The organism is Gelidibacter pelagius (assembly GCF_017581925.1).
Lineage (GTDB): Bacteria > Bacteroidota > Bacteroidia > Flavobacteriales > Flavobacteriaceae > Gelidibacter > Gelidibacter pelagius.
In genome coordinates this window covers 79,335-104,799 of sequence record NZ_JAGEVG010000014.1, presented here as the reverse complement: position 1 = coordinate 104,799, position 25,465 = coordinate 79,335, and the positions used below count along the sequence as shown (strand labels likewise).

Genomic DNA, 25,465 nt, shown 5'->3' with positions numbered 1-25,465 from the left:
CTGGGTTTGAAACCCTGAGAGGGTTTAAAATCACTCCAAAATTAAAGATTTAACATCTTCAAAATCTTGATTCTTGGCATGATATATATTAAAATTCGGCAAATCGTCAAACAGCTCAATGACGTCATTTTTTAATATATAAGTTGGCTTAGATGATAGGATTGAATGGTAAGAAGACCATTTATAATCTGAAATTGTATCCACTAATCGGTGATGAACTGGATTATTATGGATATAAAAAATCAATTTTCTGAAATAATCCTGAGAAGATACTGTTTTTCTTTTGAAAGGTTTTTCAAACACGCTTCCGGTTCGGTCATACTTTTTATTTACAGCTTGTGTGTAAGCATTGAACAGATGTGAAAATTGCTTTGACGGATTAACTTTTTTTATGTTTATTCTAATGTTCGTGGAATAATTTAATTGTTCTATCTTGATTTCATCAAGTTCTCTAATCCTGATTAAAAAATGAAAGTGGTTTTTTAGCAAGCACCAACAATAAGTATCTGCTACAGGATAAATATACTTTAGATAGAGTGAAAGAAAATATCTGTAATTTTCTTCATCAAAGAAAATAGCAACACCATTGTTTCCCCTATTATAGATATGGTAATAATGACCGAATTGTATTTTATCTAATGACGCCATATTATTTAGAACGCTCTCAAAGCTCTCTCAGGGTTTCAAACCCTGAGAGAGTTATCTTTTCTTTAATTCAACATAAATAAATCAGAAGCTATGCCATCACTCAAAAACTTACCTTTTTTGGTGACTAGCAATTTGCCATCGTCAAGATACAATAATTGTTCAATAATATGTTTTTGGGATTGCTCCAGCAGATAGGTTTTGTATTTTTCTCCGAATTCCTGCTCTACTTTTTCCAAGGAAACACCCCAAATGGTTCGCAATCCTGTCATCACATATTCATTGTATTTATCAGTTGCAGAAAGGGTTTCTGTTTCTATGGGAAGTATATTCTTTTCTAAAGAATTGATGTATTTTGAATTATTTCTAACGTTCCAACTACGATTTTTCCCGTCAAAAGAATGTGCCGAAGGTCCAATGCCCAAATACGGTTTGCCTTGCCAATAGGCTGAATTGTTTCTGCTGAAATACTCTGGTTTTCCAAAATTGGAAAGTTCGTAGTGAATAAAGCCAGCAGCTTCCAGTTTTTCAATCATGATGTGAAATTGCTCTTGTGCCAAATCATCATCTACATTTTTAATGATGCCTTTTTTGATAAAGCTAGCCAAAGCTGTTTTTGGCTCGACGGTCAAGGCATAGCTTGAAATATGGGGAATATTGAATGCTAAGGCAGTCTCTAAATTTTGAATCCAGCGCTCGTTGCTCATTCCTGGAATGCCGTAAATTAAATCGATAGAAATATTATCGAAGTGTTTGGTGGCTTCTTCCAAACATCTTTTGGCTTCTTCTGAATTGTGTGCGCGATTCATCAGTTTTAAGTCTTCCTCGAAAAAGGATTGAATGCCGATAGAAAGACGATTGATAGGTGAATCTGAATAATCGTTAAGCTTCTGGTGTGTTAAATCGTCGGGATTGACTTCTATCGTAATTTCTGGACTTTCAGATACATCATAGATTTTGTAAACCTCATCAATTAAAAACTGCAACTCTTCAATCGATAATAATGACGGGGTGCCGCCACCGAAATAGATGGTGTCGACGTTTTGGTTTTTGAATTCATCTTTTCGCAAAACCAGTTCTTTTGCTAAGGCATTGACCAATTCATCTTTCTTCTTTAATGAGGTCGAAAAATGGAAGTCGCAGTAGTGACAGGCTTGTTTGCAAAATGGGATGTGGATGTAGATGCCGAAGGCCCCATCTAACTTCCCCGAAGGGGAAGAACTCTTACTTGAATGGATAGTCTCTTTGTTTGTCAAAATGGATTAAGTCTTTTATTTTAATGGTTATTTCCTAAGATCATTCGAGCCTTTTACTAAACTAATTTAAAAATTCGACAGATTTGATTAACGAAAGTAAAAAAGCTATTCGACAAAGTCATATATAGAATGTACTAAAATTGAAAACTGAGACTCCCAATTGCCGACTTCTTATTGCTGACTGCCGACTGAAGACTGTCAACTAACTCTCATCTTTTCTTCTTTCTCAAATCAACAATCGGATTATTTCTTACGCCTCCTTTGGAAGCTGGGGCACTGTTCTGTTTCACAAAAGCAGCCCATCCAGTATAATTTTTACCGATCTCAATTTTACCTGAATTATAAAAATGGCAAACCGCTGCGGCCAAGCCATCCATGGAATCAAGGTTTTTTGGTAAGGTTTTCAAACCCAACAAACTTTGAAGCATTTTAGCAACTTGTTCTTTACTGGCACTTCCATTTCCAGTAATTGCCATTTTAATTTTTTTTGGAGCATATTCTGTGATCGGAATTTCCCTACTTAATCCCGCTGCCATGGCCACACCTTGGGCACGCCCCAACTTCAACATACTTTGCACGTTCTTGCCGAAAAAGGGTGCTTCAATAGCTATTTCATCGGGATGATGCGTATCAATGAGTTCAATGGTGCGTTCAAATATAAGCTTGAGTTTGAGATAGTGGTCGTCATATTTTTTGAGATCGAGTTCGTTAAGTTGTAAAAATAACATGTTTTTACCAACCACTTTTATAAGACCGAAACCCATAATGGTGGTACCTGGATCAATTCCTAAAATAATTTTTTCTTTTATCATTTAATAACAATAATGGCATCCGCTCAAAGATATAGATACCCCGAAAGCAACATACATTAAATCACCGTTAAATGAAAATCCATCTGTATCCACATCATATTTATCCTTTCCTGATAGCGAATAGGCATAACCCCCATCAGCAAAAATGGATACAGATTCTGACAATCTATAATGCACTTCCAATCCGCCTAAAACATTGACATAGCTATAGGTGTTATTGGCATAACTCCCCAAAGGTTTAGTCATGCTCACACCTGGCCCTGCATGGGCTACAACGCCAATTGGAGGTGGCAGGAAAGTGAACAGATCTTTAAAATCATAAACCGCTTGAACATTGATGCGTGTATAATTCATTTTATAAGGAATAGATCCTGTTTCTGACGAGGCTCTATTGTATCCCAAGTCTAGTTTTGCTCCCAAATTACTGGAAAACATATGCTGCACCCCTAAATTAACAGTGGGAAAATTGACATACTTGGAATAATAACCGTCATCTTGCCCTCTATCAATTGGGTTATTAATTCCTATAGCAAGCTGTAATTTCCATTTTTCTACATCTTTTTGAGCCATACTCAATGAGCTGACCATAAGTGCTAAAAACAATAGCCAACTAAAGTTTTGTGTTTTAAAATAAGGCGTCATAAGCTAATTATCATTTAATTTGTGACTATGTTAACGGCAATCTCCTACAAAACTAAACAATTCTTACTTGTACTTATTAAATTAAGTCTTGTTGTTGCTGCTTTTTACTTCATATATTCGAAATTATTTCAAAATGGAGATTTGAGTTTTGGAGAATTCATCCAAAATTTGATAAAATTCAGCTCTATTTCATCAATGACAGTATTAATCTTATTGTTTTTGAGCCTTTTTAACTGGTTTTTAGAAATCCAGAAATGGCAGACTTTAGTAAGTGCCGTTATGAGAATTTCATTTATTGAAGCCAAATCACAAAGTTTAGGAGCACTTACCGCCTCTTTATTGACCCCGAACCGCATTGGCGATTATGGGGCCAAGGCGATGTACTTTCAATCGCATCTTCGAAAAAAAATAATGTTTCTGAATTTACTCGGAAATAGTGCACAAATGGCAATGACCACTATTTTTGGATCTGTTGGATTTATTTACTTTGTGCTCCGATTTGAACCTGAATTGAACTATAGCGGTATCATCATTTGGCTTGCTGTGATTGTAACTACAAGTCTTTTGCTTATTTGGACTTTGAAAGCGAAATGGTTAAGTAAACAGACAAAAATATTTTACAAACTAATTGATTTTATGAAGTGTATTTCCATAAAGATTACGCTTAAAGTACTTCTGTATTCTCTATTCCGCTATCTCATTTTTTCCTTTCAATTTTATTATCTGTTATTCTTATTTGGGGTGGACATGAGCTATTTGGAAGCCATGGTCGCCATCTCAAGCATGTACCTTTTAACGTCAATTATTCCGTCAATTTTTATTTTCGATGTCGTCATTAAAGGCGGTGTTGCAATTTATTTATTCGGATTAATTGGTGTTTCTGAGTCAATTATTTTGTCCATTGTCACCTGCATGTGGATTTTAAATTTTGTACTCCCGAGCGTGATTGGCAGCTACCATGTGCTTAGGTTCAAACTACCTGAAACCGTATCATGATTTTTATTTTCATTTGTATCGGTATCACTTTAATTTACGTCGTCCTTATTGCGAATTTTAGCTTGGGTTTTGACCGCATTAAAACCTTTGAGCTGAGCCAACATAAACCAATAACACGTTTTAGCATTATTATTCCCTTTAGGAATGAGGAAAAAATGCTCCCGACACTGTTGGAATCGATTTTAAACCTCACTTATCCAAAGGACTATTTCGAAATTATTTTTGTAGATGATGATTCTGATGACACTTCGGTTCAGATGCTAAATTCCACTTTGATAAATAACGGAACCTCTCCCATCGACTTCAAAATAGTTAAAAATATAAAGTCCAGCAATTCACCAAAAAAAGATGCCATTAGTTTGGCCATTTCACAGGCTAAATATGATTGGATCGTGACTACAGATGCCGATGGTATACTTCCAAAATATTGGTTGGACAGCTTTGATGCGTTCATCCAAAAACAAGAGCCTGACTTTATTGCTGCGCCAATAACCTACGCCAATAGCCAAGGTTTTTTACAAAACTTCCAACTTTCGGATGTATTGAGTTTGCAAGGCGCAACAATTGGAGGCTTTGGCATAAAAAGACCATTTTTATGCAATGGCGCTAATTTGGCTTATAAAAAAGAATTATTTAAAACGCTCAATGGCTTTCAAGGCAACTCAGAAATAGCCAGTGGCGATGATGTGTTTTTACTTGAAAAAGCCACAGAACAAAGTTCAAACAAGGTGCATTATTTAAAATGCCAAGGCGCTGTCGTTTCTACATTTGCATTAACTTCATGGTCTGATCTGATTGAACAGCGCGTGCGTTGGGCAGCCAAATCGAGTGCTTATAAAAATTGGTTCGGAAAACTTGTGGGACTGATCGTTTTAAGCCAAAATGCGCTTTTGGTTAGCTGTGTCTTATTAGCTGCTATCGGCATTATGAAACCTCTACATTTACTAATTATTTTCCTCATAAAATTCTGCATTGATTTTCTATTGATTTATAAAGCTGCCAATTTCTTCAATCAGAAACACCATTTAAAATATTACTTTTTATCATCATTTCTCTATCCATTCTTTAGTGTTTTAGTGACCTTCTTAGCTGTATTTAAGGGCTTTAAATGGAAAGATAGAAGCTATAAAAAATAGTGCGCTATCATTTCTTTTTGTAGATTTACATTCATCCAAATCCTGTTTTATGAAAAAATTAATTCTAATTGCAATTTTTTTATTCAGCTCCACTTTGATCTTTGCCCAAGAAACCTATACTATTGACGGCCAATCTGTTCATTTAAAAACTGCCGCCGAAGGCCCTTTGGGCTTGTTATGGAATATTATTGATAATCAGTATCGCTATTTCATAAAGACTCAAGACCATCAGTTGGTGGAATTGACCAACACGAAAAATGCCGACAATGCTTATCAGGAACAATATAAATCGACCTTAAAAGATCTTACCAACAACACCATAGATATATCCAACGTCAAGTTGAGCATACCAAGCTTAGCGCGTTTTATTGACCGCTATAACTCCTCTGTCGACCCAGATTATGTATCCATGAACGCTAATTTCAACCCTGAAATCCGCTTGGGTATTTTTGGAGGCATCACCAACAGTCCGTTTGTGGGCAATCCTCAGAATGTAAAATCGGCCGTATTTGGTGCAGAGATTGAAATGCTCATGAGTGCGAACAAAAGGCATTCTGGCTATTTACAGTTGCGTCATGTGGCTGAAAAAGATGATTTCAAATATAAAACTACGGAGCTTTCCTTAGGGTATCGCTATCGATTTGTTCAGACGTCAAGATTTAGTGTTTACGGCGACGCAAAATTTGCAACCCTAAATTTCACAAAAGCCACCATTACCGGTGTTGATGACGACATTATAAGTAGCGAGCATGTTAATGAAACCGCATTCGATATTCCGCTAATTATTGGATTGGGTGCCGACGTAAAATTGAGCAATAGCATCTATGCCAATCTGAGCTATAACCAGATTTTTGCCATCTTTTTTAAAAACCAAGGCAACTTTTCTTCGGATATCACCCTTGGACTCAAATTTAACGTCAACTAGTTAATGTTGACAATGACCGGTAAACTAAATTCGGTAGCCACTTGCTGACTGCGTTTAATGGCAGGATAAATTTTTGGAAGTGAATCAAAACTATGCCTCAAAATGCTGTCCAAATGTGGGATTTGAGCTTTAGTCATCGCATCCATATCAATATTACGGATGGAAAATTGTCCAGTTTTATCAATATGAATTTTCAGTAGCACCGTATCTGAAACATCTTCAGTAACTATAATTATTTGTTTTTCTAAATGAGACGTGAGCAATTCATGAAGGTGGTTTTCAAAACAAGCTTTTTTTTCTTGATTTGTAGTTGCTGTATCACAATCAGAAAACGTCGGGTACTCATCCACGTCATTCCAATTGATAGCCTGCATTTCTTCTTCCAAAAGTTGTTCGGGGGACACTTTTTTGGATTGAAAATAATCACAAGAGCACAGTAGGATAAAAAAAACAAGTAATAATGGCTTCATTTCATTGAGTACTGAAGCTGAAAAATACAATTTTTTTAGAGAATAAATTCACTCGAAGCCGTTCTGTTCATTAATTTATTTGTGTCAATGGGATTTGATAGTTGAGCTTGATCGCGATCGGAAAATTATTTTCGTTTTAGAGGATAGTTCTTATGCTAAAACTTAACCGCAAGGAGCGCAACGAAAAAACGTTAAGAACGTAAGGAGCGGAAATGAAATTGTAATAGCCAATTCCATTCAGCCATGCTCAAACTCGAAACTCGAAACTTTGAATCCAAAACTCTGAACCCAAAACTTAGAATCCAAACCCCTAACCGTCAGAGCAAGTAAAGTTTTAATATGCGAATAGAATAAAGCATTGCGATATTGGCGCAACCCTTCATTCCCACTGGATATCGGAATTGCGTTAAAAATATAGCACCTCGTTGCTTATTCAGATTTCATGAATTTCTCATCCTTAAGCTCTCTCAAGCGTCTATTAGCAAAAGGAATATAGACGCTTTTGGGAAACTTTTCCTTAAAAACTTCATAGACCTTAATTTTGGAGTCTCTGTCGGCATAATATTCGTCCTTAGTACGCACCAAAAAGAATTGTGCCGTCTCATCCTGAGGATTCTCCTTTATTGCATTTTGAAGCGCGGCAATGGCTTGCTGATATTTTCCTTGCTGATTTAAAACGGTGGCCAATTTGGTGTATTCGGCGTTTAATGGCTGATCCATGATGAACAAAGCCTCAGAAATCCACTTTTCCGCAGATGCATAATCCTTAACAGTTTCGTACAGCTGTCCCAAAATATAAAGATTGGTTGCGCTTTTTGGATCGAAACTTACGGCTTGATTCGCATGAACAATCGCTTTCTCATACAAGGCTTGTTGGGCGTAGCAGAAACTCAATTTTTCATGGATAAACTGAGAGTTTTCACCCAAAGCCAATAATTTCTCAAACCATAGTGAAGATTCCTTATAATCCTCTTTCCAATAATAATTAAGTGCTTTTAAATTGATCAACTCCACATTGTCGGCATAACTCTCCAAACCCTTGTTGATATAACGGAGTGATGACTCATGTTTTCGTTTTGCCAAAAAATACCTGCCAATTTTATAAATGGCTTTTTGATGAGTGGAATCGAGCTCATACGCCGAATGAAATCTTTTCATCGCTGTGGAATCGCCTTGCTTTTCAAAAACAAGACCCAACTCGTAATGGTAATTTGGATTTCTATAATCGAGATATACCAGTTCACTGAACAACACCACAGCATCATTGAGTTTCTTGCTTCTGGACAGCAATTTGGCATAATCATACTTGATGAGCGCATCCTCAGGAAAAGCATTGAGCGCAAGATCATAGTTTTTTAAAGCCAAGTCATAGTTACCAAGTGCCAGATAAGCTTTGGCCATCTTTTCATAGACTAGATCTTGCTGCTCATAGGTTTCATACGCCTCAATGGCTTTAGAATAGTTGCCGTGCGCATACAAGCTGTCTGCTCGCTTTAAGAGAACGTCCTGCGCTTGGATGGACCATGTGAGCAACGTAATTATTAAAAGAGTACAGTATTTAATCATGATGGCCATTAATTGATATTGGGCATAATCCTTTTAGTGATTTTGCCATCAGTAATATTTAAGTGGGTAAAATAAGGATCTCTATTCAGTAAAATAATGAGACCGTCAAAACGTTTTTGTTCGGCCTTAGTAAATTGTTCATGATTCGCCACCACCAATTTCAAAATACCGTCTTGGGTACTGTTTTCCCAGTGTTCCCTGGCTTTATCAATTTTTCTATAATTGACGTAATCCTGATAGGTTTTATGATTTTTTAATTTTTTGGACCTTTCAAAATCGCTCGCAGTATCACTTCCATTTTCCATTTTCATGGCCAACATTTTATCTGCCACATAATTCAAATGAACTACAAACCTATAATAAGCCTCGCGAGACTGAATGTATTGATCGGTCTCCACAATAAACTTTGCAAAAATCAACGGCGGGGTGGCGCCTCTATGTTCCATATCCAAGAGTTCCTTTTCAAGTGTAAATTGAAGTTGCTCATCAGACATATTTTCGAAATCTACATGCTGGGCAATAGTACAAAGAGGGAAAAACATAAGTAGAAGAAGCTTGGACATGACTATAAAACTTTATGGGACTTGAAAAATTACAGGAAGGCTATAAGACACAATTACTGCTTTACCATTTTGTTTGCCAGGCTTCAGTTTAGGCAAGGCTTTTATGACACGGATTAGCTCCTTTTCTAATTCTGGATGTTTAGCTCTCGCTCTAATGTTCAAAATTGTGCCGTCAGTACCTATTTTAAAAATCGCGTTCATGCGCTGTCTTCCAGTCAAGCCTATTTCTTTGGCCAGTTTGGGATTGAAGTTTTTATTGACGAAGGAGGCGATTTTATCAGAAGTACATTTTTTACGATCTTCATTTAAATCTAAAGTTTCACAAGATGGAAATACAGGCACTTCATCTACAACGGCATAAGGAATTTCCGTTTCATCCACTATCTTTTTCTGCTCTTTTGATTGCAAGGCTTTAAGATAATCCTGTTCTGACTGATCTTTGTTTCCATTATTTGTTCCCGGTGCATCCGCTTGAACCTGAAACAAAATTGGTAGGCTATAAGGCACCGTCACAGTTTTTCCTTTTTGTTTACCAGGGATGAAATCGGGCATGGATTGAATGACCCTAACTGCCTCGACTTCCAAAGCTGGATGAGGGGCTCTTGCCATGACATCTCGAACTTTTCCGTCCTCGCCAATTTTAAAAATGACGTTGATGCGCTGTCTTCCTTTAAGGTTCAGTTCTGTAGCAATATCGATGTTGAAGTTTTTATTGACAAACTGCGCTATATTATCAGAGGTACATCGTCTATCATGGTCCTTAGAACCGGATGCTTCACAACCATCGAATAACGGTGGTTGGTCAATTACGGCGTAAGGCACTTCTATCCGATCATCTATATTTTGGTCGCGGGTTTCAACGATTTCTATGATTTCATTTGAATCCCTTACAACTTTCTTCTCCGCTTTTTCAGCACTAACATTATCATTCTGCACCTGAAACAGAATTGGCAAGCTATATGGCACCGTGACGGTTTTTCCTTTTTGTTTGCCGGGCGTAAAATCTGGCATGGATTGAATGACCCTAACGGCTTCCGCTTCCAACGCTGGATGTGGCGCTCTTGCCATGACATCTCTAATCTTTCCCTTCTCGTCAATTTTAAAAATGACATTGATGCGCTGTCTTCCTTCAAGATTCTGTTCTGTAGCAATATCGACGTTGAAGTTTTTATTGACAAACTGGGCTACCTTATCAGAGGTACATCTCTTATCATTTTCGTTTGACCCTGATGCTACACATCCGTCAAACAATGGCACTTCCTCAATCACGGCAAATGGCACTTCAATGTCATAGGATTCGAAATCTTCGTTTTCCCCTTCTTTATCTTTTTTACCAAAATTTAGTGATGTACTTGCTTTACCATCGGTCATAATCAAGGTGTGATAGAAATCATCTTTATTTATCAACTCTAATTTTTCGGCTCTCAGTTTATTTTCTGATGCTGTTAAATTCTTCATATCTTCAACCACCAAGCGCAGTTCACCACCTCTTGCTTTACTTTCCCAATCTCTTTTTGCTTGATCTGTTTTTTTATAAGCGAGATATTCTTCATAAGTTGTGTATTCTTTTGTGATTTGTCCATAAACCCCTTCATTAGCTTCTTTACTTTCTCCATCAGTTATCTTTTTAACCGGTAGTTTTAAACGTATATACTTCATAAAGGCCTGATTTTTAGCCAGTTCATTTTCGTTTAGGATAAAGAATCCAGCATTTTTGCGGTATTCCCAAAAGATATTTCCTATACCGGTATTTTGAGTTGCTGCCATTTCAACAATTTCATTATAATATTTGTCCACCAATTCCTTAAAGTTTAATTCCTGATCCAACGCTTCATTTTGAAACACTGGAAAAGGATCTTTTATTTCACTCGCATAAGACGACGTGTACATCAACATGCCCATAACAATAGGAACCAGGAGGACATATTTAATGAGACGGATCTGTTTTGATTTTGATTTGCTTAACATGACGATTCGTTTTTTGACCTGCCCGTTATTGAATGTAAATTGTTTTCCAAATACGTTCAGGCGGGTTAATGATTTTTTGAAAAATGGATTGATGAAGGAGATCTGCTGGGTCTCAAAAACCTGGGACAGCAAATTTTGATAATAGGCCGATTTGCCTTTGTACTTGACGGCTTTTGCATCGGCGATGAACTCGTGCAAATTGGAAAGCTTGTTTTGATAGATATATATTAATGGGTTGAACCAAAACACAATTCTCAAGATCTCGAAGACCAGTAAATCCCAACTGTGTTTTTCTTTAACATGCACCATTTCATGCTGTAGGATATGTTCTTTCTTTTCAGCTGAAATATCAGTTCCCAAAAAGATATAATGGAAAAAAGAGAAGGCTGCACTACTGTTCAACAAAAACACAATCAGGGCGTCACCTTGCCAACGTTGCGGATTTTTGTAGAGCATTCTGCCAATCTTAATGATCTTATAGGCTAAAATTAATGCCGCCAAGACCATTCCCACAATCCAAACGTAAGTCCAAGAAAAACCTGCCGCTTGCTCTGTAATTTGCTCTGATCCCATCACCAATACAGTGTTGTCAAATGTTGGCGAAACGTCGCCAATGATGACTTCTGGCAGTCGGACGACCATAGGCTCAGGAACGATGGCTTTGATGCTCTCAAATTTTAGAAAAGGTAAGGTAAACGACAAGAACGCCGTACCGATCAAATACGCACGATTCCAATTAAAGAAAGTTTCGTTTTTTAAAAACACATCGTAAATGATCAAAAAGAACACTTGAAACGCAATGGTCTGTAAGATGTAGTGTAACATAATTAGTCGTCTTTTTTATTGATCTCCTTTAAAATCGATTCCATATCCTTTAAGCTCAAATCATTTTTCTTGACAAAAAATGAGACCATGCTTTTGAAAGAGCCTTGAAAATAATTATCTACCAGCATATTAATACTTTGGTTGCTGTATTCCGTTTTTGGCAACAACGGAAAATAAATATGTCCCTTGCCCTGCTTTTCATAATCCACAAATCCTTTGCTTTCCAAAATCCGCACAATCGTCGATACCGTATTATAGGCAGGCTTTGGTTTGGGCAATTCTTCTATAATCTGTTTGACATTGGCTTTCTGCAGTTGCCATAACACCTGCATGATCTCTTCTTCGGCTTTTGTAAGTTGTTTCATAATAACAGTCTGCGGAGGCAGGAATTTTTTTAGTTAATTTAGAAATTTATCATGGTTAAGGACATTAAAATTTCATATTCCTTTACTTTGACAAAGCTAATATAACTAAAATATTAGTTGAAACTAACATTTTAGTTTAAAAGATTGAAAATAATATAGAAGTGGGAAAAGTATTTATAAATATCTTGGAGTATCAATAAGATATTAAAGAGCGGAAATTCACGTTATTGTAAACGAGGAACTACAGATTTGACAGTTGAAAAATTGGATGTACTTCGTTTTTGGGTTTTGGGTTTAGATTCCGCCAATCCCGATACCAATCGGGCGGGATTATCCCGATAGCTATCGGGACAACCAACAAAACCCAATGCGCTTCGCTTTTGGGTTTCGGGTTTCACTAAAAAAACCTAAAAGCTTTCCAGACGGTCAACTATTAGGTTTTTACTTTTTTTGCTATTAACTCAACAAATTACTTAGAGGGATTAATTAATTATTGTTGACAACTCAAATATAGAAAAGAGAATTGACATTTTGTTACGGTAAAACCGTAAACTTGTTGCGGAAAAACCGTAGTCTTTAGGCGCTGTAGGGTTTTGGAGAATTCTCAAAAATCAAAAAAAGAGAAACTTTAACACTTTTTATTAAATAAAGCCTTTTTTTCGTGCCTTTTCAATCAGAGTTTCATCCTTTCCATCATCTACAGAGAACAAAAGCTTGAGTTGCTTTTTGCGTTTTTCAATAGCACTCATAGATAAATTGATATGCTCTCTTAGAGTAACTGTCCTAATGCCTTGCGACAAAAGATGTAGAATTTTCCGATTGATGTCATCAACATAAATGTCGGTGGTAACCGTTTTTTTCAGAAAATTGCTAACAGTACTACTATAATAAGGTGGCGAAGATAAAATATGTTGGAAGGCCTCAGCCAATTCACTGGACGTCATATCGCTTTTAATCAAAAATCCGTCGGGATTAATATCCTTAATAATGCTATGCACCCTATAGGATTCATCGAACATCGTCAGAATAACTATTTTGGCATTGGGCATGATGTCCCGAGTCATTTTGGCCAAATCTTCCCCTGATGTCAATTTGCCATCTACGGAACTGGGCAGGCTGATATCAAAAAAGCAAATATCATAAGGTTTTTCATTTGCGGCACGCTGCAATAATTGATTGGCGGTGTCACAGTCATTTGCAGTATCTATGCGTAAAATTTGGTTTTCTTTCTTGGATGCCATCAAAGTATTTTGGTAACCCTCAATTATGATAGGATGGTCATCTACCATCAATATATGAATGTGTTGCATTGGTTTTAGGTTGTATAGGGGATTTTTACTTTTATGCTTGTGCCTTGATCAATTTTTGAATGGAATGTCACCGTTCCATTGAGCTCCTTTACTCGGGAATTGATGTTTTTTAGACCGATGCCTTTCTTACTCTTATTTGTATCGAAGCCAATACCATCATCAATAATTAACAAGCAAATTACAGATTTTTTTAGTTGAAAGCTAATTTTAACGGTTTTAGCTTTAGCGTGCTTGTAGATGTTTTGGAGTGATTCCTGGACCATTCTGTAAATATTAATTTTGGTTTTATTCGAAACAACGTCCCAATTGATATCGTCAGTATAATCAAAATCATAGCCCAGCTGGTAGGCTTCAGTTTGTTTCTCAATCAACTCTTTCAAAATATCCATAAATCCGGAGCCTGATACAAAATCGGTGCTTAAATCGTGAGAAATCTTCCGAATATCGTTTTCAATGGCCTGCAATTCAGAAATATATTTTGATCTTACCTGAACCGCTTCCTTTCCTTCATTTAAATTATAGCTGTCCAAACTCAATCGCGTACCAAAAAGCCGTCCTAAAACACCATCATGCAGCTCCTGCGAAATACGCTTTTTTTCTTCTGCTCTTGCACCATCAACTTTGTCCTGTTGTGATAACATTAAATTATAAATCTCTTCATTGGCCAATTGCTGGTCTTGTCTAAACTTCAATGCCTTGTTTTTGTTCCGCTGTGTGAAAATAATATAGACCAAGATGGAGCCCACCAATAACACAATGGAGCTAATGGTCCACCACATTTTCGCTGCGGCAATCCGCTCATTTTCCAATTCCATTTGATCGGTCTCAAACTCAATGCGCGCAAACCTGTTTCTGATGCCACGTTCATAAGCCAAGAGACTATCACTTAATTTGATGTGCTCTTTCAAATAAACTTTTCCTTCCTCTCCTGGTTTTAATTCAGAGAGCAGAACCATGGATTCTAGTAGGATGTCGTTAGACGAAATATCATTTGCCAAATGGTAAGATTCTTCGGCATACTTTAATGCTTTGTCTTTCAGGCCTCGAGCTTTATAAAATTTTGAAAGATCAATGGTCACATAGAGCATGGTCACAGGATCTTTGAGACTATCAGAAATATGATACGCTCTTTCAAACATATGCTCCAACTGTTCAAAATCCTTACTCCCATTCAGAAATCTTGCGTAAGCCACATTGTCCAAAATCAAGGCATAAAAATCAGGCTCTATTTCAAATAACTCTTTATAATCTAAAATACCTTCATATAGCGTCAATGCTTTTTTATAATCACCCATTTCCTTATAGACATGTGCCATATTGTTTTCTGAAGACAACTGCAAGATGAACCCCTCTTTCATTTTTTTAGCAATAGCGTAGGCTTTCTCATGATACTCAAGCGCTCTATCCCATACTTTGATGGTCGTGGCCCCTGTACCGATCCTTGTATAGAGCAACCATAAACTATCCATCATATACTCATCCTTAGGAAGATGTTCAGCCAACTTTATGGCCTCGATCGCACTTTCTTCACTACCTATATAATCTTTTTCAAGGCCTTGAATTTCTGAGATGTTTATTAATATCTCTACCTGACGTGACGTAAGCGCCAACTGTTCAGAAATCTTATAGGCTTTAGAATAATAATAATAGGCACTATCATTTTGAACCCTATTTTGATGATGGTACCAACCCAAGTTATGGTTGGCAATAGCCATGGCCAAGGAGTCCTTGATTGATTTTGAAAGCTTTAGGGTTTTGAAATTGATCCTTTTAAATTCATCAAAATCACCGGTATAAATGCACAGCAAGGAATAATTATGATTTGCCTTAATGATGACAGAATCAATCTTCAATGCAGTTGCAAGCGCCACTGCTTTTTTTGCATAGGCAAATTGCTCCGCAAGAGTTAGCTTATTATTTTTACTGAGCGATTGAAACTTTAGGATACTATCGTATTCAGGCGACTCCAACTTCTTTTGGGAATAGACGCTCGATCCGAAAAAAAATAAAAGTACAATTAGGAAACTTAACCTGAACACGCTGGATTATTTTATTTGAATGCTTCCAAATTTATAATAATTTATTCAATCTCTACGGTTTAATTTAGGCCAACGCAGAAAGCTCTTATTAATAACAATAAGAGCTCATGCTTTTTATAAAGACATTAAAATCTATCCTTGGGTTGGAATACGAATCCCGCTTCGTGAGTGTGCCAACAAGTCAAATTGGGTTTTTGACTGTTCGTACTTATTTGCTTCCGATTTAGTTTGAGAAGGCGCTGTGTCAGTTTGGCTAGATACCATTAAAAATAAAGCAAGTAATAAAGTAATTTTTAAAGTTTTCATTTAATTACAATTTAGGGGGTTATATACTATTTTAGTTAATTAATAATTGGGCATAAAAAATGCCATTCGAGGGAAGAATGGATTATTAATTTCTGAGCATAAAAAGCTCTAGTATTGCAATTTCATGTCGAGGGAAGTAAGGACATGCAATAACACCTTGTAAAAAAATGGATTAAATTATTCTTGAAACAAGTTGGTTTAGGGGCTTATTTAAGAGTGACAAATATATTATAAAAAAGTTATTAACAAAATTATTAAGAGAGGAATGTAAAATATATTCGATGAAAAACAAAAAAGCATCCCGATTCTGTTAAAAACAGAAAAGGAAAGCTTCTCATCGGAATACCAAATTGCTTTGGTATCACTACGTTCCGTCCCGATAGCTATCGGGATTAGGAAACAACACAACATCTTCTTCCCATGCCGATGGGAATCTTGCCAAAAAAAGCTCCAAATTTCTTTAGAGCTTCTTAGCATTATTGCGGTCTGGACGGGACTCGAACCCGCGACCTCCGCCGTGACAGGGCGGCATTCTAACCAGCTGAACTACCAGACCGTTGCGTTAATGCGAGTGCAAATATACACTGCATTTTCAATATCGCAAACAATTTAGCTCATTTTTTACAAAATTATTACTTACTTAAATTTTCCGCGCTCTACCATGTATGTTGTCAGGATTTTATCGAAATCTTTTGTGATGTCTGCCTCCACATATTTAATTTGATATTGACCACATTTTAGTCGCAATTCATCAAAATAAGAGCCCACAGCCCGTTCATAATCTTCTTTAATGGTTTCTGGGTACAAATTGATGTGTTCACCCGTTTCAACATCTATAAAACGTTTTGGTGTGTTTTCAAAATCAAAAGTCAACTCCTTGTCCTTATCGAACACATGAAACAAAACTACTTCGTGCTTTTTATGTTTTAAATGCCTTAACGCTTCAATCAGTCTTGCTTCGTCAGCTGTTGTTTGAAACATATCGGTAAAAAAGAAAATCAACGATCTCCGATGTATTTTCTCGGCAATCTGGTGGAGATAGGTATAAGTTTCCGTTTGTTTGTTAACTGGTTTTGAAACTACAGTCTTGCTCAATTCGCTCAACAACATTTGATGATGGCGCTCACTGCCCTTTTCTGGTGCGTAATAATCATAAGCATCACTGTAAATACTCATGCCCACGGCATCACGTTGTTTTTTAAGAATATGCATTAAACTGGCTGAAGCTAGTGCTGAAAAGGCTATCTTATTAAGATTGCTTATTGAGAACTCCTTCATTTCAGGATAATGCATAGAGCTACTGTTATCAATAATCAAGTGGCAACGCAAATTGGTTTCCTCATCATAGCGCTTGGTAAACAACTTATCTGTTTTAGCGTACAGTTTCCAATCAATATGTTTGGTACTTTCACCTTGATTGTAAATCTTATGCTCAGCAAATTCCGCCGAAAACCCATGAAACGGACTTTTGTGCATTCCAGCAATAAATCCTTCAACCACTTGTTTGGCGAGGAGTTCAAGGTTTTTAAAACCTCCCGTTTTATTGAGTTCTGCCTGTAAGTTCATCAATTTAGATATTAGACCACTTTGCTTTTGAAATTAAGCATTAAGACCGAAATTGAGGACACTTCAGTCTTAATACTTTGTACTTGATACTTAATACTTATTTAATTATTTTATCCACAATCCCATAAGCCACAGATTCCTCTGCACCCATCCAATGGTCGCGGTTAAAATCTTTCATCACCTTTTCAATGGTCTGACCACAATTTTCTGCCAATAAACGCGCACTCAATTCTTTGGTTTTCAATATTTCCTGTGCCGTAATTTCAATATCACTTGCTGGCCCACGCGCACCGCCACTTGGTTGGTGGATCATCACACGTGCGTGTGGCTGGATAAAACGTTTTCCTTTTTCTCCTGCTGACAATAAGATCGAACCCATAGAGGCGGCAAATCCTGTACAGATTGTGGACACCTCACTTTTTAAGGATTTCATGCAATCATAAACTGCAAAGCCCGAAGTCACATAGCCTCCCGGACTATTGATGTATAAATGGATGTCTTTGGTCTCCAAAGCGTCCAAATACATTAATCGGTCAATAACATGTTTTGCAGATTTATCATCTACTTGCCCCCAAAGAAACACTTTACGCTCTTCTATCAATTTACTATCGATAAGATCTTGTATTTTTAATTTATTGCTCATTTTATAAGTTTAAATTTTTATCTAAAATAAAAAAAGGTTTGCCATTACAGCAAACCTTTTATCATATTATCCGAATATTATGCTTTTTTGATGACAGATATCACATCACATCATAATTATTTACTCTGAATCGATTATGACGGCAGTTGCTTCTCTGTAATTAACGACTATAGAAGCGCATCAATAGCGTCAGTATAGGCGTTCTTTGGAGCCACACCAACTTGTCTTCCAACTACTTCTCCGTTTTGGAAAACTAAAACCGTTGGAATGTTACGCACACCATACTTGGCAGCAAACTCTTGATTTGCATCAACGTCTACTTTACCAACAATGGCCTTACCTTCGTACTCATCGCTAATTTGGTCAATGATTGGCCCAACCATTCTACATGGTCCACACCAAGCGGCCCAAAAATCTACTACTACAGGCTTATCACTTTTCAAAACCGTTTCTTCAAAATTCGCATCTGTTATTTCTAATGCCATATTTTCTATGTTTTAATTGTTGTTTTTCACTTAAAGAGACAAAATTAGTCAAAATATTTACCAATCCTTATAGGCTTAACATTTGTTTTGCTTATAGCTGGATTTGCGATGGTTATGATGATTTTCAGGGCACATGAACCGGGCTTTCGATCACAACTACATTTGTTAACTAATAGTTCTTGTTATGCTAAATTCACTAATCCTATAAAAAGAATCCCATTGCAATCCCATGTATAAATTTGGAAAATTATAACTAACATAAGCATCCAAAAGCTCATGATTTAAACATTGTGAAGGAATCCATGGCGATTTATATCAAAACAAATCTTCTCATTATTAGATTAACGAGTTTAAAAGGATTCCCGCCTGCGCGGGAATTGTATACACTCATCTTCTTATCATGATGTACCTACCATCGCAGGCCTTGGTTAATTCAACTTATAATACACATTCTGGTTGTCAAGTTCATCGAGCAACTCCTGAGAAATTCTCACCTTTTGCTTCCTACTCGGCATGTGTAATTTCATTTTCTCTTCTGTATCGTACACTAAGAAATTAAGCGCATGGTTACCTTCATGCATTCTTAAAACATCCTCAAGCGCCTTAATTTTGGTCTCTTTCAAATCTTTTATCTCCAATTGGATGGACAATTTTTTAGCATAGGTATCCATGACGTCATGCAACAACTGAAAATTGGAAAACTGCAATCTCGGATCGGTTCTCTTACCCGTCTCTTTATTGATCCAACCTTCTTTAACATACACTCTAACATACACAAATGAACTTCTCACTAAAAAGTGTCTGAATCTCAGGTATTCCTCTCCAAATATCCGGAATTCAAAACTATCCGTATAATCTTCAATAGTAAACATGGCCCAACCTTTACCTTGCTTGCTAACACGGTGTTCCACATTGGTCACTACACCACCAAATGTCATTTCACGATTCACAAAAGGTTCCAAATTTGCAAAATGTGCCAGAGTCGCATTGCAGAAAGTCTTCATTTCTACCTTAAAATCATCAAGTGGATGCCCGGAGATATAGATTCCGACCACTTCACGTTCCTGTGCCAATTTTTCCATAGTACCCCATTCTTCACAAGGTGGGACCAAAGGCTCTGCGATTTGGACATCACTGGCATCGCCAAACAAGCTTACCTGGGCTGAATTTTCATTTTCCTGATGTTTATTGCCATACTTTATGGCTTTCTCCAGAAAGGTAATTCCGTCGCCTTCATCCTGAAAATACTGTGCTCTATGGGTATCTGTGAAACAATCAAACCCGCCAGCCAAAGCCAAATTCTCAAAGGCTTTTTTGTTTGCTGCTCTTAAATCTACTCGTTTTGCAAAATCGAAAATGGATTTATATTGGCCATCTTTTCTTCGATTTTCCACAATGGTCATCACCGCTCCTTGTCCAACACCTTTTATGGCCCCCATTCCAAAACGAACCGCATAGTCTTTATTTACAGAAAATTTATAAAAGGATTCATTGACATCAGGTCCAAGCACGTTTAATTTCATGCGCTTGCACTCTTCCATAAAGAAAGTCACTTGCTTGATGTCGTTCATGTTATTGCTCAATACCGCAGCCATATATTCGGCAGGGTAATGTGCTTTTAAATAGGCGGTTTGATAGGCTATCCACGCGTAACAAGTTGAATGTGATTTATTAAACGCATAACTCGCAAAGGCTTCCCAGTCCTTCCAAATTTTTTCCAATTTTTTAGCGTCATGACCATTTGCTTCCGCTTGGGCAATGAATTTTGGTTTCATTTTGTCCAAAACTGCAATTTGCTTCTTACCCATCGCCTTACGCAAAACGTCAGCTTCCCCCTTAGTGAAATCGGCTAACTTTTGGGACAGCAACATCACCTGCTCTTGGTAAACGGTAATACCGTAAGTTTCTTTTAAATACTCCTCCATCGCAGGGAGGTCATATTCAATCTCTTCATCACCATGCTTACGTCGGGTAAAACTCGGAATGTATTCCATTGGCCCTGGGCGATACAAAGCGTTCATTGCAATCAAATCCTCAAAGACGGTTGGTTTCAATTCCTTGAGATGTTTTTGCATCCCTGGCGATTCATACTGAAACACCCCAACGGTTTCGCCCTTTTGGAAGAGCTCGTAAGTCAATTCATCATCTAAAGGAAAAGTATCTGGGTCCAGCAGAATATCGTGTTTTGCTTTCACAATTTTCACTGTATCCTTAATTAAGGTCAAGGTTTTTAATCCCAAGAAATCCATTTTCAGCAATCCCGCATCCTCCACAACAGAGTTGTCAAATTGGGTCACATACAAATCAGAATCCTTAGCGGTAGCTACCGGGACGAATTTTGTAATATCATCAGGGGTAATGATCACCCCACAAGCGTGAATTCCGGTATTTCTTACAGATCCTTCAAGAATTCGTGCCAAATTAAGAGTTTCAGCCTCCAAGCCAGATCCATCGGCGATATTGAGCAACTCGTTTACTTTCTCTAAATCCTCAGACCTGAACGCTTTACTGAGTTGTTTTTCGTCATAACCAAATATTTTACTCAATTTGGACATGGTAGGGATCAGTTTCGAAATCCTATCGGCATCAAAAAGTGGCAGATCTAAAACTCTTGCGGTATCTCTGATAGAGGATTTGGCCGCCATCGTACCATAAGTAATGATTTGAGCCACTTGGTTACTTCCATATTTCTGGATGACATAATCCATCACCTTGCTTCGCCCTTCATCATCAAAATCGATATCAATATCTGGCATGCTGATACGGTCCGGATTCAAGAAACGCTCAAAAAGCAGATTGTACATGAGCGGATCAATATTGGTAATCTTCAGGCAATAGGCTACTACCGAACCTGCGGCAGATCCACGCCCTGGACCTACGGAAACGTCCATATTCCGTGCTTCCCTGATAAAGTCCTCAACAATCAAGAAGTACCCAGGATATCCCGTATTTTCAATAACACTCAACTCAAAGTCGATGCGTTCTCTAATTTCATCCGTAAGTTCCGGATAACGTTTTTTGGCGCCTTCATAGGTAATATGGCGCAAATAGGCATTCTCTCCCCGTTTACCTTTATCGATAAGATCTTCTTCATGCTTGAATTCGTCAGGAATTCCGAATGCCGGCAACAGTACATCTCTTGCCAATTCAAATGCCTCAATCTTGTCCACCACTTCCTGAATATTGGAGATGGCTTCCGGAATGTCCTTAAAGAGTTTTTTCATCTCTTCTGAAGACTTGAAATAATATTCCTGGTTAGGCATCCCGTAACGATAACCTCTGCCGCGACCGATTGGAGTGGCCTGCTTCTCACCATCTTTGACACACAACAAAATATCGTGCGCATTGGCATCTTCTTTCTTACTATAATAGGTATTGTTGGTAGCCACCAACTTGATATCATGTTTTCTTGCAAAATCAATCAACACAGGATTCACACGATTTTCATCTTCCTGATTATGGCGCATCAATTCGATATACAGATCGTCGCCAAATTCTTCTTTCCACCAGAGCAGTGCTTCCTCTGCTTGGTTTTCACCAATATTCAAAATCTTACTTGGAACTTCGCCATAGAGATTCCCGGTCAATACAATTAAATCTTCCTTGTACTGTTGGATCAGCTTCTTATCAATCCGTGGCAGATAATAAAAGCCATCCACAAAAGCATGCGATGACAATTTGGATAAGTTATGGTAGCCGTTTTTATTTTTGGCCAAGATGACAATCTGATAACCATTATCCTTTCGCGACTTATCTTTATGGTCTTCACATACAAAAAACTCACAGCCAAGAATGGGTTTGATTATTTTTTCGGTAGGTGTTTCACCGCGCTCTTCCGCAGCTTTATTTTTTGCTTCAACAGTTTTATTATGATTACCAACCGCTCTTATAAAGTGAAAGGCTCCCATCATATTGGCATGGTCAGTAAGCGCCACCGCAGGCATATTTTGCTCCGCTGCTATGGCTACCAATTGAGGAACGCTAATGGTAGATTGCAATACAGAGAATTGAGAGTGGTTGTGCAAATGCACAAATTCCACTTCTTTTAGCTCTTCTATATTTTGGGCAATCTCCTTTTTTGTCGGCTCGTCAGATTCTTGGAGTGCCTCAATCTGTTTTTTGATTTTCGCACTTTCAGCCTTTAAGTTGATGTGCTTTAATCCGATAAGCTGAATTGTTGCCGGATTTGCCTCTTTAAAATTCTCGAAATAATCTGGCGATACATCCAACTGTTCCTGGGTGTACTCCTCACGTCTTATCAACTCCAAGAAACAGCGCGTTGTTGCTTCAACATCGGCGGTAGCGTTGTGAGCTTCTGAAAAAGGTGTACTAAAAAGAAACTCGTGCAACTCCGTTAAGGTTGGCAATTTGAACCTACCGTAACGTCCTCCAGGGAGTTGACATAAGTTTGCGGTATGTTCAGTACAAGTATCCAAAACCGGAAGTTCCTGTAAATTATTGACCACAGCTTCACGATGGAACTCCGCTCCCATTATATTCAGGTCGAAACCGACATTCTGACCCACCACAAATTTGGCTTTTGCCAAAGCAGCATTAAATTTCTCTAATACTTCAGATAGTGGAACACCTTGTTGTTGTGCCAATTCGGTCGAAATACCGTGGATTTTCTCAGCATCATAAGGGATATTAAATCCGTCAGGTTGCACCAGATAGTCCTCATGTTCAATACAATTCCCCATGCCATCGTGCAATTGCCATGCAATTTGGATGCATCTTGGCCAGTTGTCCGTATCGGTAATGGGCGCATCCCAACGTTTTGGTAATCCTGTAGTTTCGGTATCGAATATTAAATACATAAAAAATCCCCTTTTAATTTCCCCAAAGGGGAAAAATGTTATGACTATACTTATTACTTTTCCTCAAACCCACAATCATAGGATCGTTTTTCAAACATTATTTGAAACAATTTCTAAATGGCTGCGTATTTGACCACGAATTCACGACTGTTTGAGCTTAAAATGGCTGAAATTGCTGGATTTTTTCTATGAAAGAAAAGTTTTTAAAATTACATATAAATAACGCTTTTTTAAAGGGAAAGTTATAAACAGTTGCCAACAAAAAAAAGCATCGTTGTGGTTAATTAGGCCATATCAACTATAATAGTAAGTTTCTAAATGTATTATGCTCTATTTTTAAATAGAAGGGATGCAGTAACAGAAAGTTTTGGGAATTAAGACAACTCAAGAAGCAGCAAATTTAAAATTGAAAACTCCAATAAGACGATCTGTGAAGTTCTGTTCAATACGCGTTTGAAAATCAGTGAAAACAAGCCTAAATGGCGTCATCTGCGTTCCATTGCGACAAAGGCACCATAATTATGCTCTAAAAACGTTGCCATTTAAATTCATTCATGATTCTTTACATTATCGTACTGGCACTTTATAGAATATTCCTTCATTGAATCCTACGGAATCCAAACCGTCTGCCGAAAAGGCAATAAATCTAAAGGTTCCAGTAATTGTATTTCCATCAAATTCCGTTATAATCACTTGCCCATTTTCCATATCAAAATTGCCCTCTGGATTTTGTGGGTTAATCGTAGAATATGAAATGTTTTCAAGATCTAAAAAATTGATTTTTGAATCACTCATTTCAGATAAACTATAGGTTCCTTGCTGAAGTGACGACAGCACAAAATTCATTTTCTCAAGTTTGTTTCCAGCATTGATAGTCAGTTTGCCATTTTCACCAAGTACAGCGTCAAAATAAGTAGCGCGCCAAAGTTGATAGTTTTTATTTCCTTGCAGCGCAGGCGTATTAAATTGCACCTCATCACCACACCCATATAATGTCGAAATTGTAATTAAAAACAAGACAATTTTTCTCATAGTATTAAATTAAAGCAACTTATTTAGAGGCTAAATAAACGAAAAATAAGCTTTTCATTAGCATAAAACGGAAGGTATTTAAAACCTAAGACCTTTTTAAAGAGCAAACGTACTAAAGCCAATTTTACATTTTCGGACACTACGCCCACTTATTCAAATAAACAACCAACTTCAACTCATTTAAATCACCACGATATGACGCTCCTAAACCATTCCTGCCATTGACGAAACCCTTTGATTCTTCATTAATCAGTAAATATTTGTGTCTCAGGACATCAAATGTATTTAATCACACTTTATTTACTGTAAATAATTTGACAATAAAAAAATATTTGTAGTATCTTTGCGCCCGCCTGAAAGATATAAATTGTTTATATCGGGCAGGCACTTATTAATAATAGAGGTCGCGAACCTCACTAATTAATTATTTATGTCAGTTAAAATCAGATTACAAAGACGTGGAAAAAAAGGGAAACCTTATTTCTGGATTGTTGCAGCTGATGCACGATCAAAAAGAGATGGTAAATACTTAGAGAAAATCGGTGCTTACGATCCTACAACCAATCCAGCAACTATTGAATTAGATGTTGACTTGGCTGTAAGTTGGCTTCAAAATGGTGCACAACCTACTGATACGGCAAGAGGAATTTTGTCTTACAAAGGGGCCATGTTGAAAAATCATCTTGCAGGTGGTGTTAGAAAAGGTGCTTTAACAGAAGAGCAAGCAGAAGAAAAGTATGCTGCTTGGTTAGAAGAAAAAGCAAGTAAAGTTGATGCCAAAAAAGAAGGTTTAGCAAAGGCTGGTGCCGATGCGAAAGCGAAAGCTCTTGAAGCTGAAAAAGAAGTAAATGCGAAGCGTGAAGCTGAAGCTGCACAGGTTATCGCCGACGCAGAAGCTGCTGAAGCTGCTGCAAATGCGCCTGCTGAAGAAGTTGCAGAAGTTGAAGAAACTCCTGCAGAAGATGCGGAAACAAAAACAGAAGAATAAAGAATTTATTTTTTATACTTTTAAACTCCGATATGACCTATCGGAGTTTTTTTGTGAAATAGCATTCTTTTTATATTTAAAATATCGAGATTTTAAAACCCACTGGTGGG

At 37.3% G+C, this 25,465-nt stretch carries 21 protein-coding genes and 1 tRNA gene; 4 read left to right on the top strand and 18 right to left on the bottom strand.

Translation table 11 applies throughout. The features are described 5' to 3' along the window. Positions 1 to 30: 30 nt before the first annotated feature. The 4 genes from J4051_RS12815 to J4051_RS12800 form a co-directional block, all read right to left on the bottom strand. Positions 31 to 648 carry a hypothetical protein gene (locus tag J4051_RS12815; RefSeq protein ID WP_208234271.1) on the bottom strand — a complete coding sequence of 206 codons (618 nt, stop codon included), beginning with the start codon at positions 646 to 648 and terminating at the stop codon, positions 31 to 33. A gap of 62 nt (positions 649 to 710) precedes the next feature. After that, complete coding sequence (hemW, locus tag J4051_RS12810; protein WP_208234309.1) at positions 711 to 1,883, bottom strand: radical SAM family heme chaperone HemW; 1,173 nt, start codon at positions 1,881 to 1,883, stop codon at positions 711 to 713. A 227-nt stretch (positions 1,884 to 2,110) separates the two neighbouring features. Further along, positions 2,111 to 2,713, bottom strand: coding sequence for a crossover junction endodeoxyribonuclease RuvC (gene ruvC, locus J4051_RS12805; protein ID WP_236027424.1), 603 nt, complete (start codon positions 2,711 to 2,713; stop codon positions 2,111 to 2,113). Further along, complete coding sequence (locus J4051_RS12800) at positions 2,714 to 3,355, bottom strand: outer membrane beta-barrel protein (RefSeq protein WP_208234270.1); 642 nt, start codon at positions 3,353 to 3,355, stop codon at positions 2,714 to 2,716. Between the two features lie 27 nt (positions 3,356 to 3,382). Between J4051_RS12800 and J4051_RS12795 the strand changes: the two genes are divergently transcribed. The 3 genes from J4051_RS12795 to J4051_RS12785 are packed head-to-tail and all read left to right on the top strand — an operon-like array spanning position 3,383 to position 6,412. Continuing rightward, positions 3,383 to 4,351, top strand: coding sequence for a lysylphosphatidylglycerol synthase domain-containing protein (locus J4051_RS12795; protein ID WP_208234269.1), 969 nt, complete (start codon positions 3,383 to 3,385; stop codon positions 4,349 to 4,351). Then, positions 4,348 to 5,487: a glycosyltransferase gene (locus tag J4051_RS12790; RefSeq protein WP_208234268.1), complete on the top strand. Its 1,140-nt coding sequence runs from the start codon at positions 4,348 to 4,350 to the stop codon at positions 5,485 to 5,487. Before J4051_RS12795 ends, J4051_RS12790 begins: the two co-directional genes overlap by 4 nt. Positions 5,488 to 5,536: 49 nt before the next feature. Further along, positions 5,537 to 6,412, top strand: coding sequence for an outer membrane beta-barrel protein (locus J4051_RS12785; protein ID WP_208234267.1), 876 nt, complete (start codon positions 5,537 to 5,539; stop codon positions 6,410 to 6,412). Here the strand turns inward: J4051_RS12785 and J4051_RS12780 are convergent. From J4051_RS12780 to J4051_RS12715, 14 genes are all read right to left on the bottom strand, one after another. Then, a complete protein-coding gene (locus J4051_RS12780) occupies positions 6,409 to 6,816 on the bottom strand; it encodes a hypothetical protein (RefSeq protein ID WP_317192719.1) in 408 nt (135 codons plus the stop codon). The two genes, J4051_RS12785 and J4051_RS12780, sit on opposite strands and share 4 nt — an antisense overlap. A gap of 495 nt (positions 6,817 to 7,311) precedes the next feature. Continuing rightward, positions 7,312 to 8,448, bottom strand: coding sequence for a tetratricopeptide repeat protein (locus J4051_RS12775; RefSeq protein ID WP_208234265.1), 1,137 nt, complete (start codon positions 8,446 to 8,448; stop codon positions 7,312 to 7,314). A gap of 8 nt (positions 8,449 to 8,456) precedes the next feature. Further along, positions 8,457 to 9,011, bottom strand: a complete 555-nt coding sequence (locus tag J4051_RS12770; protein ID WP_208234264.1) for a hypothetical protein — start codon at positions 9,009 to 9,011, stop codon at positions 8,457 to 8,459. 12 nt (positions 9,012 to 9,023) lie between these two features. Further along, complete coding sequence (locus tag J4051_RS12765; RefSeq protein WP_208234263.1) at positions 9,024 to 11,804, bottom strand: M56 family metallopeptidase; 2,781 nt, start codon at positions 11,802 to 11,804, stop codon at positions 9,024 to 9,026. A 2-nt stretch (positions 11,805 to 11,806) separates the two neighbouring features. After that, a complete protein-coding gene (locus tag J4051_RS12760; RefSeq protein ID WP_208234262.1) occupies positions 11,807 to 12,169 on the bottom strand; it encodes a BlaI/MecI/CopY family transcriptional regulator in 363 nt (120 codons plus the stop codon). 641 nt (positions 12,170 to 12,810) lie between these two features. Then, positions 12,811 to 13,479: a response regulator gene (locus J4051_RS12755; RefSeq protein ID WP_208234261.1), complete on the bottom strand. Its 669-nt coding sequence runs from the start codon at positions 13,477 to 13,479 to the stop codon at positions 12,811 to 12,813. Between the two features lie 5 nt (positions 13,480 to 13,484). Beyond that, the gene (locus J4051_RS19215; RefSeq protein WP_208234260.1) at positions 13,485 to 15,518 is read right to left on the bottom strand and encodes a tetratricopeptide repeat-containing sensor histidine kinase; all 2,034 of its coding nucleotides are present in this window, start codon (positions 15,516 to 15,518) and stop codon (positions 13,485 to 13,487) included. Between the two features lie 132 nt (positions 15,519 to 15,650). Then, positions 15,651 to 15,824, bottom strand: coding sequence for a hypothetical protein (locus J4051_RS12745; protein ID WP_208234259.1), 174 nt, complete (start codon positions 15,822 to 15,824; stop codon positions 15,651 to 15,653). Positions 15,825 to 16,306: 482 nt separating this feature from the next. Continuing rightward, a tRNA-Asp gene (locus J4051_RS12740) sits at positions 16,307 to 16,380 on the bottom strand. Between the two features lie 80 nt (positions 16,381 to 16,460). Further along, positions 16,461 to 17,390, bottom strand: coding sequence for a DUF58 domain-containing protein (locus tag J4051_RS12735; RefSeq protein ID WP_208234258.1), 930 nt, complete (start codon positions 17,388 to 17,390; stop codon positions 16,461 to 16,463). A 97-nt stretch (positions 17,391 to 17,487) separates the two neighbouring features. Beyond that, complete coding sequence (locus J4051_RS12730; protein ID WP_208234257.1) at positions 17,488 to 18,033, bottom strand: ClpP family protease; 546 nt, start codon at positions 18,031 to 18,033, stop codon at positions 17,488 to 17,490. 167 nt (positions 18,034 to 18,200) lie between these two features. Beyond that, on the bottom strand, positions 18,201 to 18,518 hold the full coding sequence (gene trxA / locus J4051_RS12725) for a thioredoxin (protein ID WP_208234256.1): 318 nt from the start codon (positions 18,516 to 18,518) through the stop codon (positions 18,201 to 18,203). A 428-nt stretch (positions 18,519 to 18,946) separates the two neighbouring features. Continuing rightward, entirely contained in the window at positions 18,947 to 23,335 is a 4,389-nt protein-coding gene (gene dnaE, locus J4051_RS12720; protein ID WP_208234255.1) for a DNA polymerase III subunit alpha, read from the bottom strand. 567 nt (positions 23,336 to 23,902) lie between these two features. Then, positions 23,903 to 24,367: a DUF6252 family protein gene (locus tag J4051_RS12715; RefSeq protein ID WP_208234254.1), complete on the bottom strand. Its 465-nt coding sequence runs from the start codon at positions 24,365 to 24,367 to the stop codon at positions 23,903 to 23,905. 430 nt (positions 24,368 to 24,797) lie between these two features. Between J4051_RS12715 and J4051_RS12710 the strand changes: the two genes are divergently transcribed. Further along, positions 24,798 to 25,355, top strand: coding sequence for a 30S ribosomal protein S16 (locus J4051_RS12710; protein ID WP_208234253.1), 558 nt, complete (start codon positions 24,798 to 24,800; stop codon positions 25,353 to 25,355). Positions 25,356 to 25,465: the final 110 nt, after the last annotated feature.

Excerpts from the sequence above, each read along its gene's own strand:
- J4051_RS12800 (WP_208234270.1), bottom strand. The coding sequence starts at position 3,355 with ATGACGCCTTATTTTAAAACACAAAACTTTAGTTGGCTATTGTTTTTA.
- ruvC (WP_236027424.1), bottom strand. The coding sequence starts at position 2,713 with ATGATAAAAGAAAAAATTATTTTAGGAATTGATCCAGGTACCACCATT.
- J4051_RS12770 (WP_208234264.1), bottom strand. The coding sequence starts at position 9,011 with ATGTCCAAGCTTCTTCTACTTATGTTTTTCCCTCTTTGTACTATTGCC.
- J4051_RS12765 (WP_208234263.1), bottom strand. The coding sequence starts at position 11,804 with ATGTTACACTACATCTTACAGACCATTGCGTTTCAAGTGTTCTTTTTG.
- J4051_RS12775 (WP_208234265.1), bottom strand. The coding sequence starts at position 8,448 with ATGATTAAATACTGTACTCTTTTAATAATTACGTTGCTCACATGGTCC.
- dnaE (WP_208234255.1), bottom strand. The coding sequence starts at position 23,335 with ATGTATTTAATATTCGATACCGAAACTACAGGATTACCAAAACGTTGG.
- J4051_RS12745 (WP_208234259.1), bottom strand. The coding sequence starts at position 15,824 with ATGAAAACTTTAAAAATTACTTTATTACTTGCTTTATTTTTAATGGTA.
- J4051_RS12730 (WP_208234257.1), bottom strand. The coding sequence starts at position 18,033 with ATGAGCAATAAATTAAAAATACAAGATCTTATCGATAGTAAATTGATA.
- J4051_RS12735 (WP_208234258.1), bottom strand. The coding sequence starts at position 17,390 with ATGAACTTACAGGCAGAACTCAATAAAACGGGAGGTTTTAAAAACCTT.
- J4051_RS12760 (WP_208234262.1), bottom strand. The coding sequence starts at position 12,169 with ATGAAACAACTTACAAAAGCCGAAGAAGAGATCATGCAGGTGTTATGG.
- J4051_RS12790 (WP_208234268.1), top strand. The coding sequence starts at position 4,348 with ATGATTTTTATTTTCATTTGTATCGGTATCACTTTAATTTACGTCGTC.
- J4051_RS12795 (WP_208234269.1), top strand. The coding sequence starts at position 3,383 with ATGTTAACGGCAATCTCCTACAAAACTAAACAATTCTTACTTGTACTT.
- J4051_RS12755 (WP_208234261.1), bottom strand. The coding sequence starts at position 13,479 with ATGCAACACATTCATATATTGATGGTAGATGACCATCCTATCATAATT.
- J4051_RS12710 (WP_208234253.1), top strand. The coding sequence starts at position 24,798 with ATGTCAGTTAAAATCAGATTACAAAGACGTGGAAAAAAAGGGAAACCT.
- J4051_RS12785 (WP_208234267.1), top strand. The coding sequence starts at position 5,537 with ATGAAAAAATTAATTCTAATTGCAATTTTTTTATTCAGCTCCACTTTG.
- J4051_RS12815 (WP_208234271.1), bottom strand. The coding sequence starts at position 648 with ATGGCGTCATTAGATAAAATACAATTCGGTCATTATTACCATATCTAT.
- trxA (WP_208234256.1), bottom strand. The coding sequence starts at position 18,518 with ATGGCATTAGAAATAACAGATGCGAATTTTGAAGAAACGGTTTTGAAA.
- J4051_RS12715 (WP_208234254.1), bottom strand. The coding sequence starts at position 24,367 with ATGAGAAAAATTGTCTTGTTTTTAATTACAATTTCGACATTATATGGG.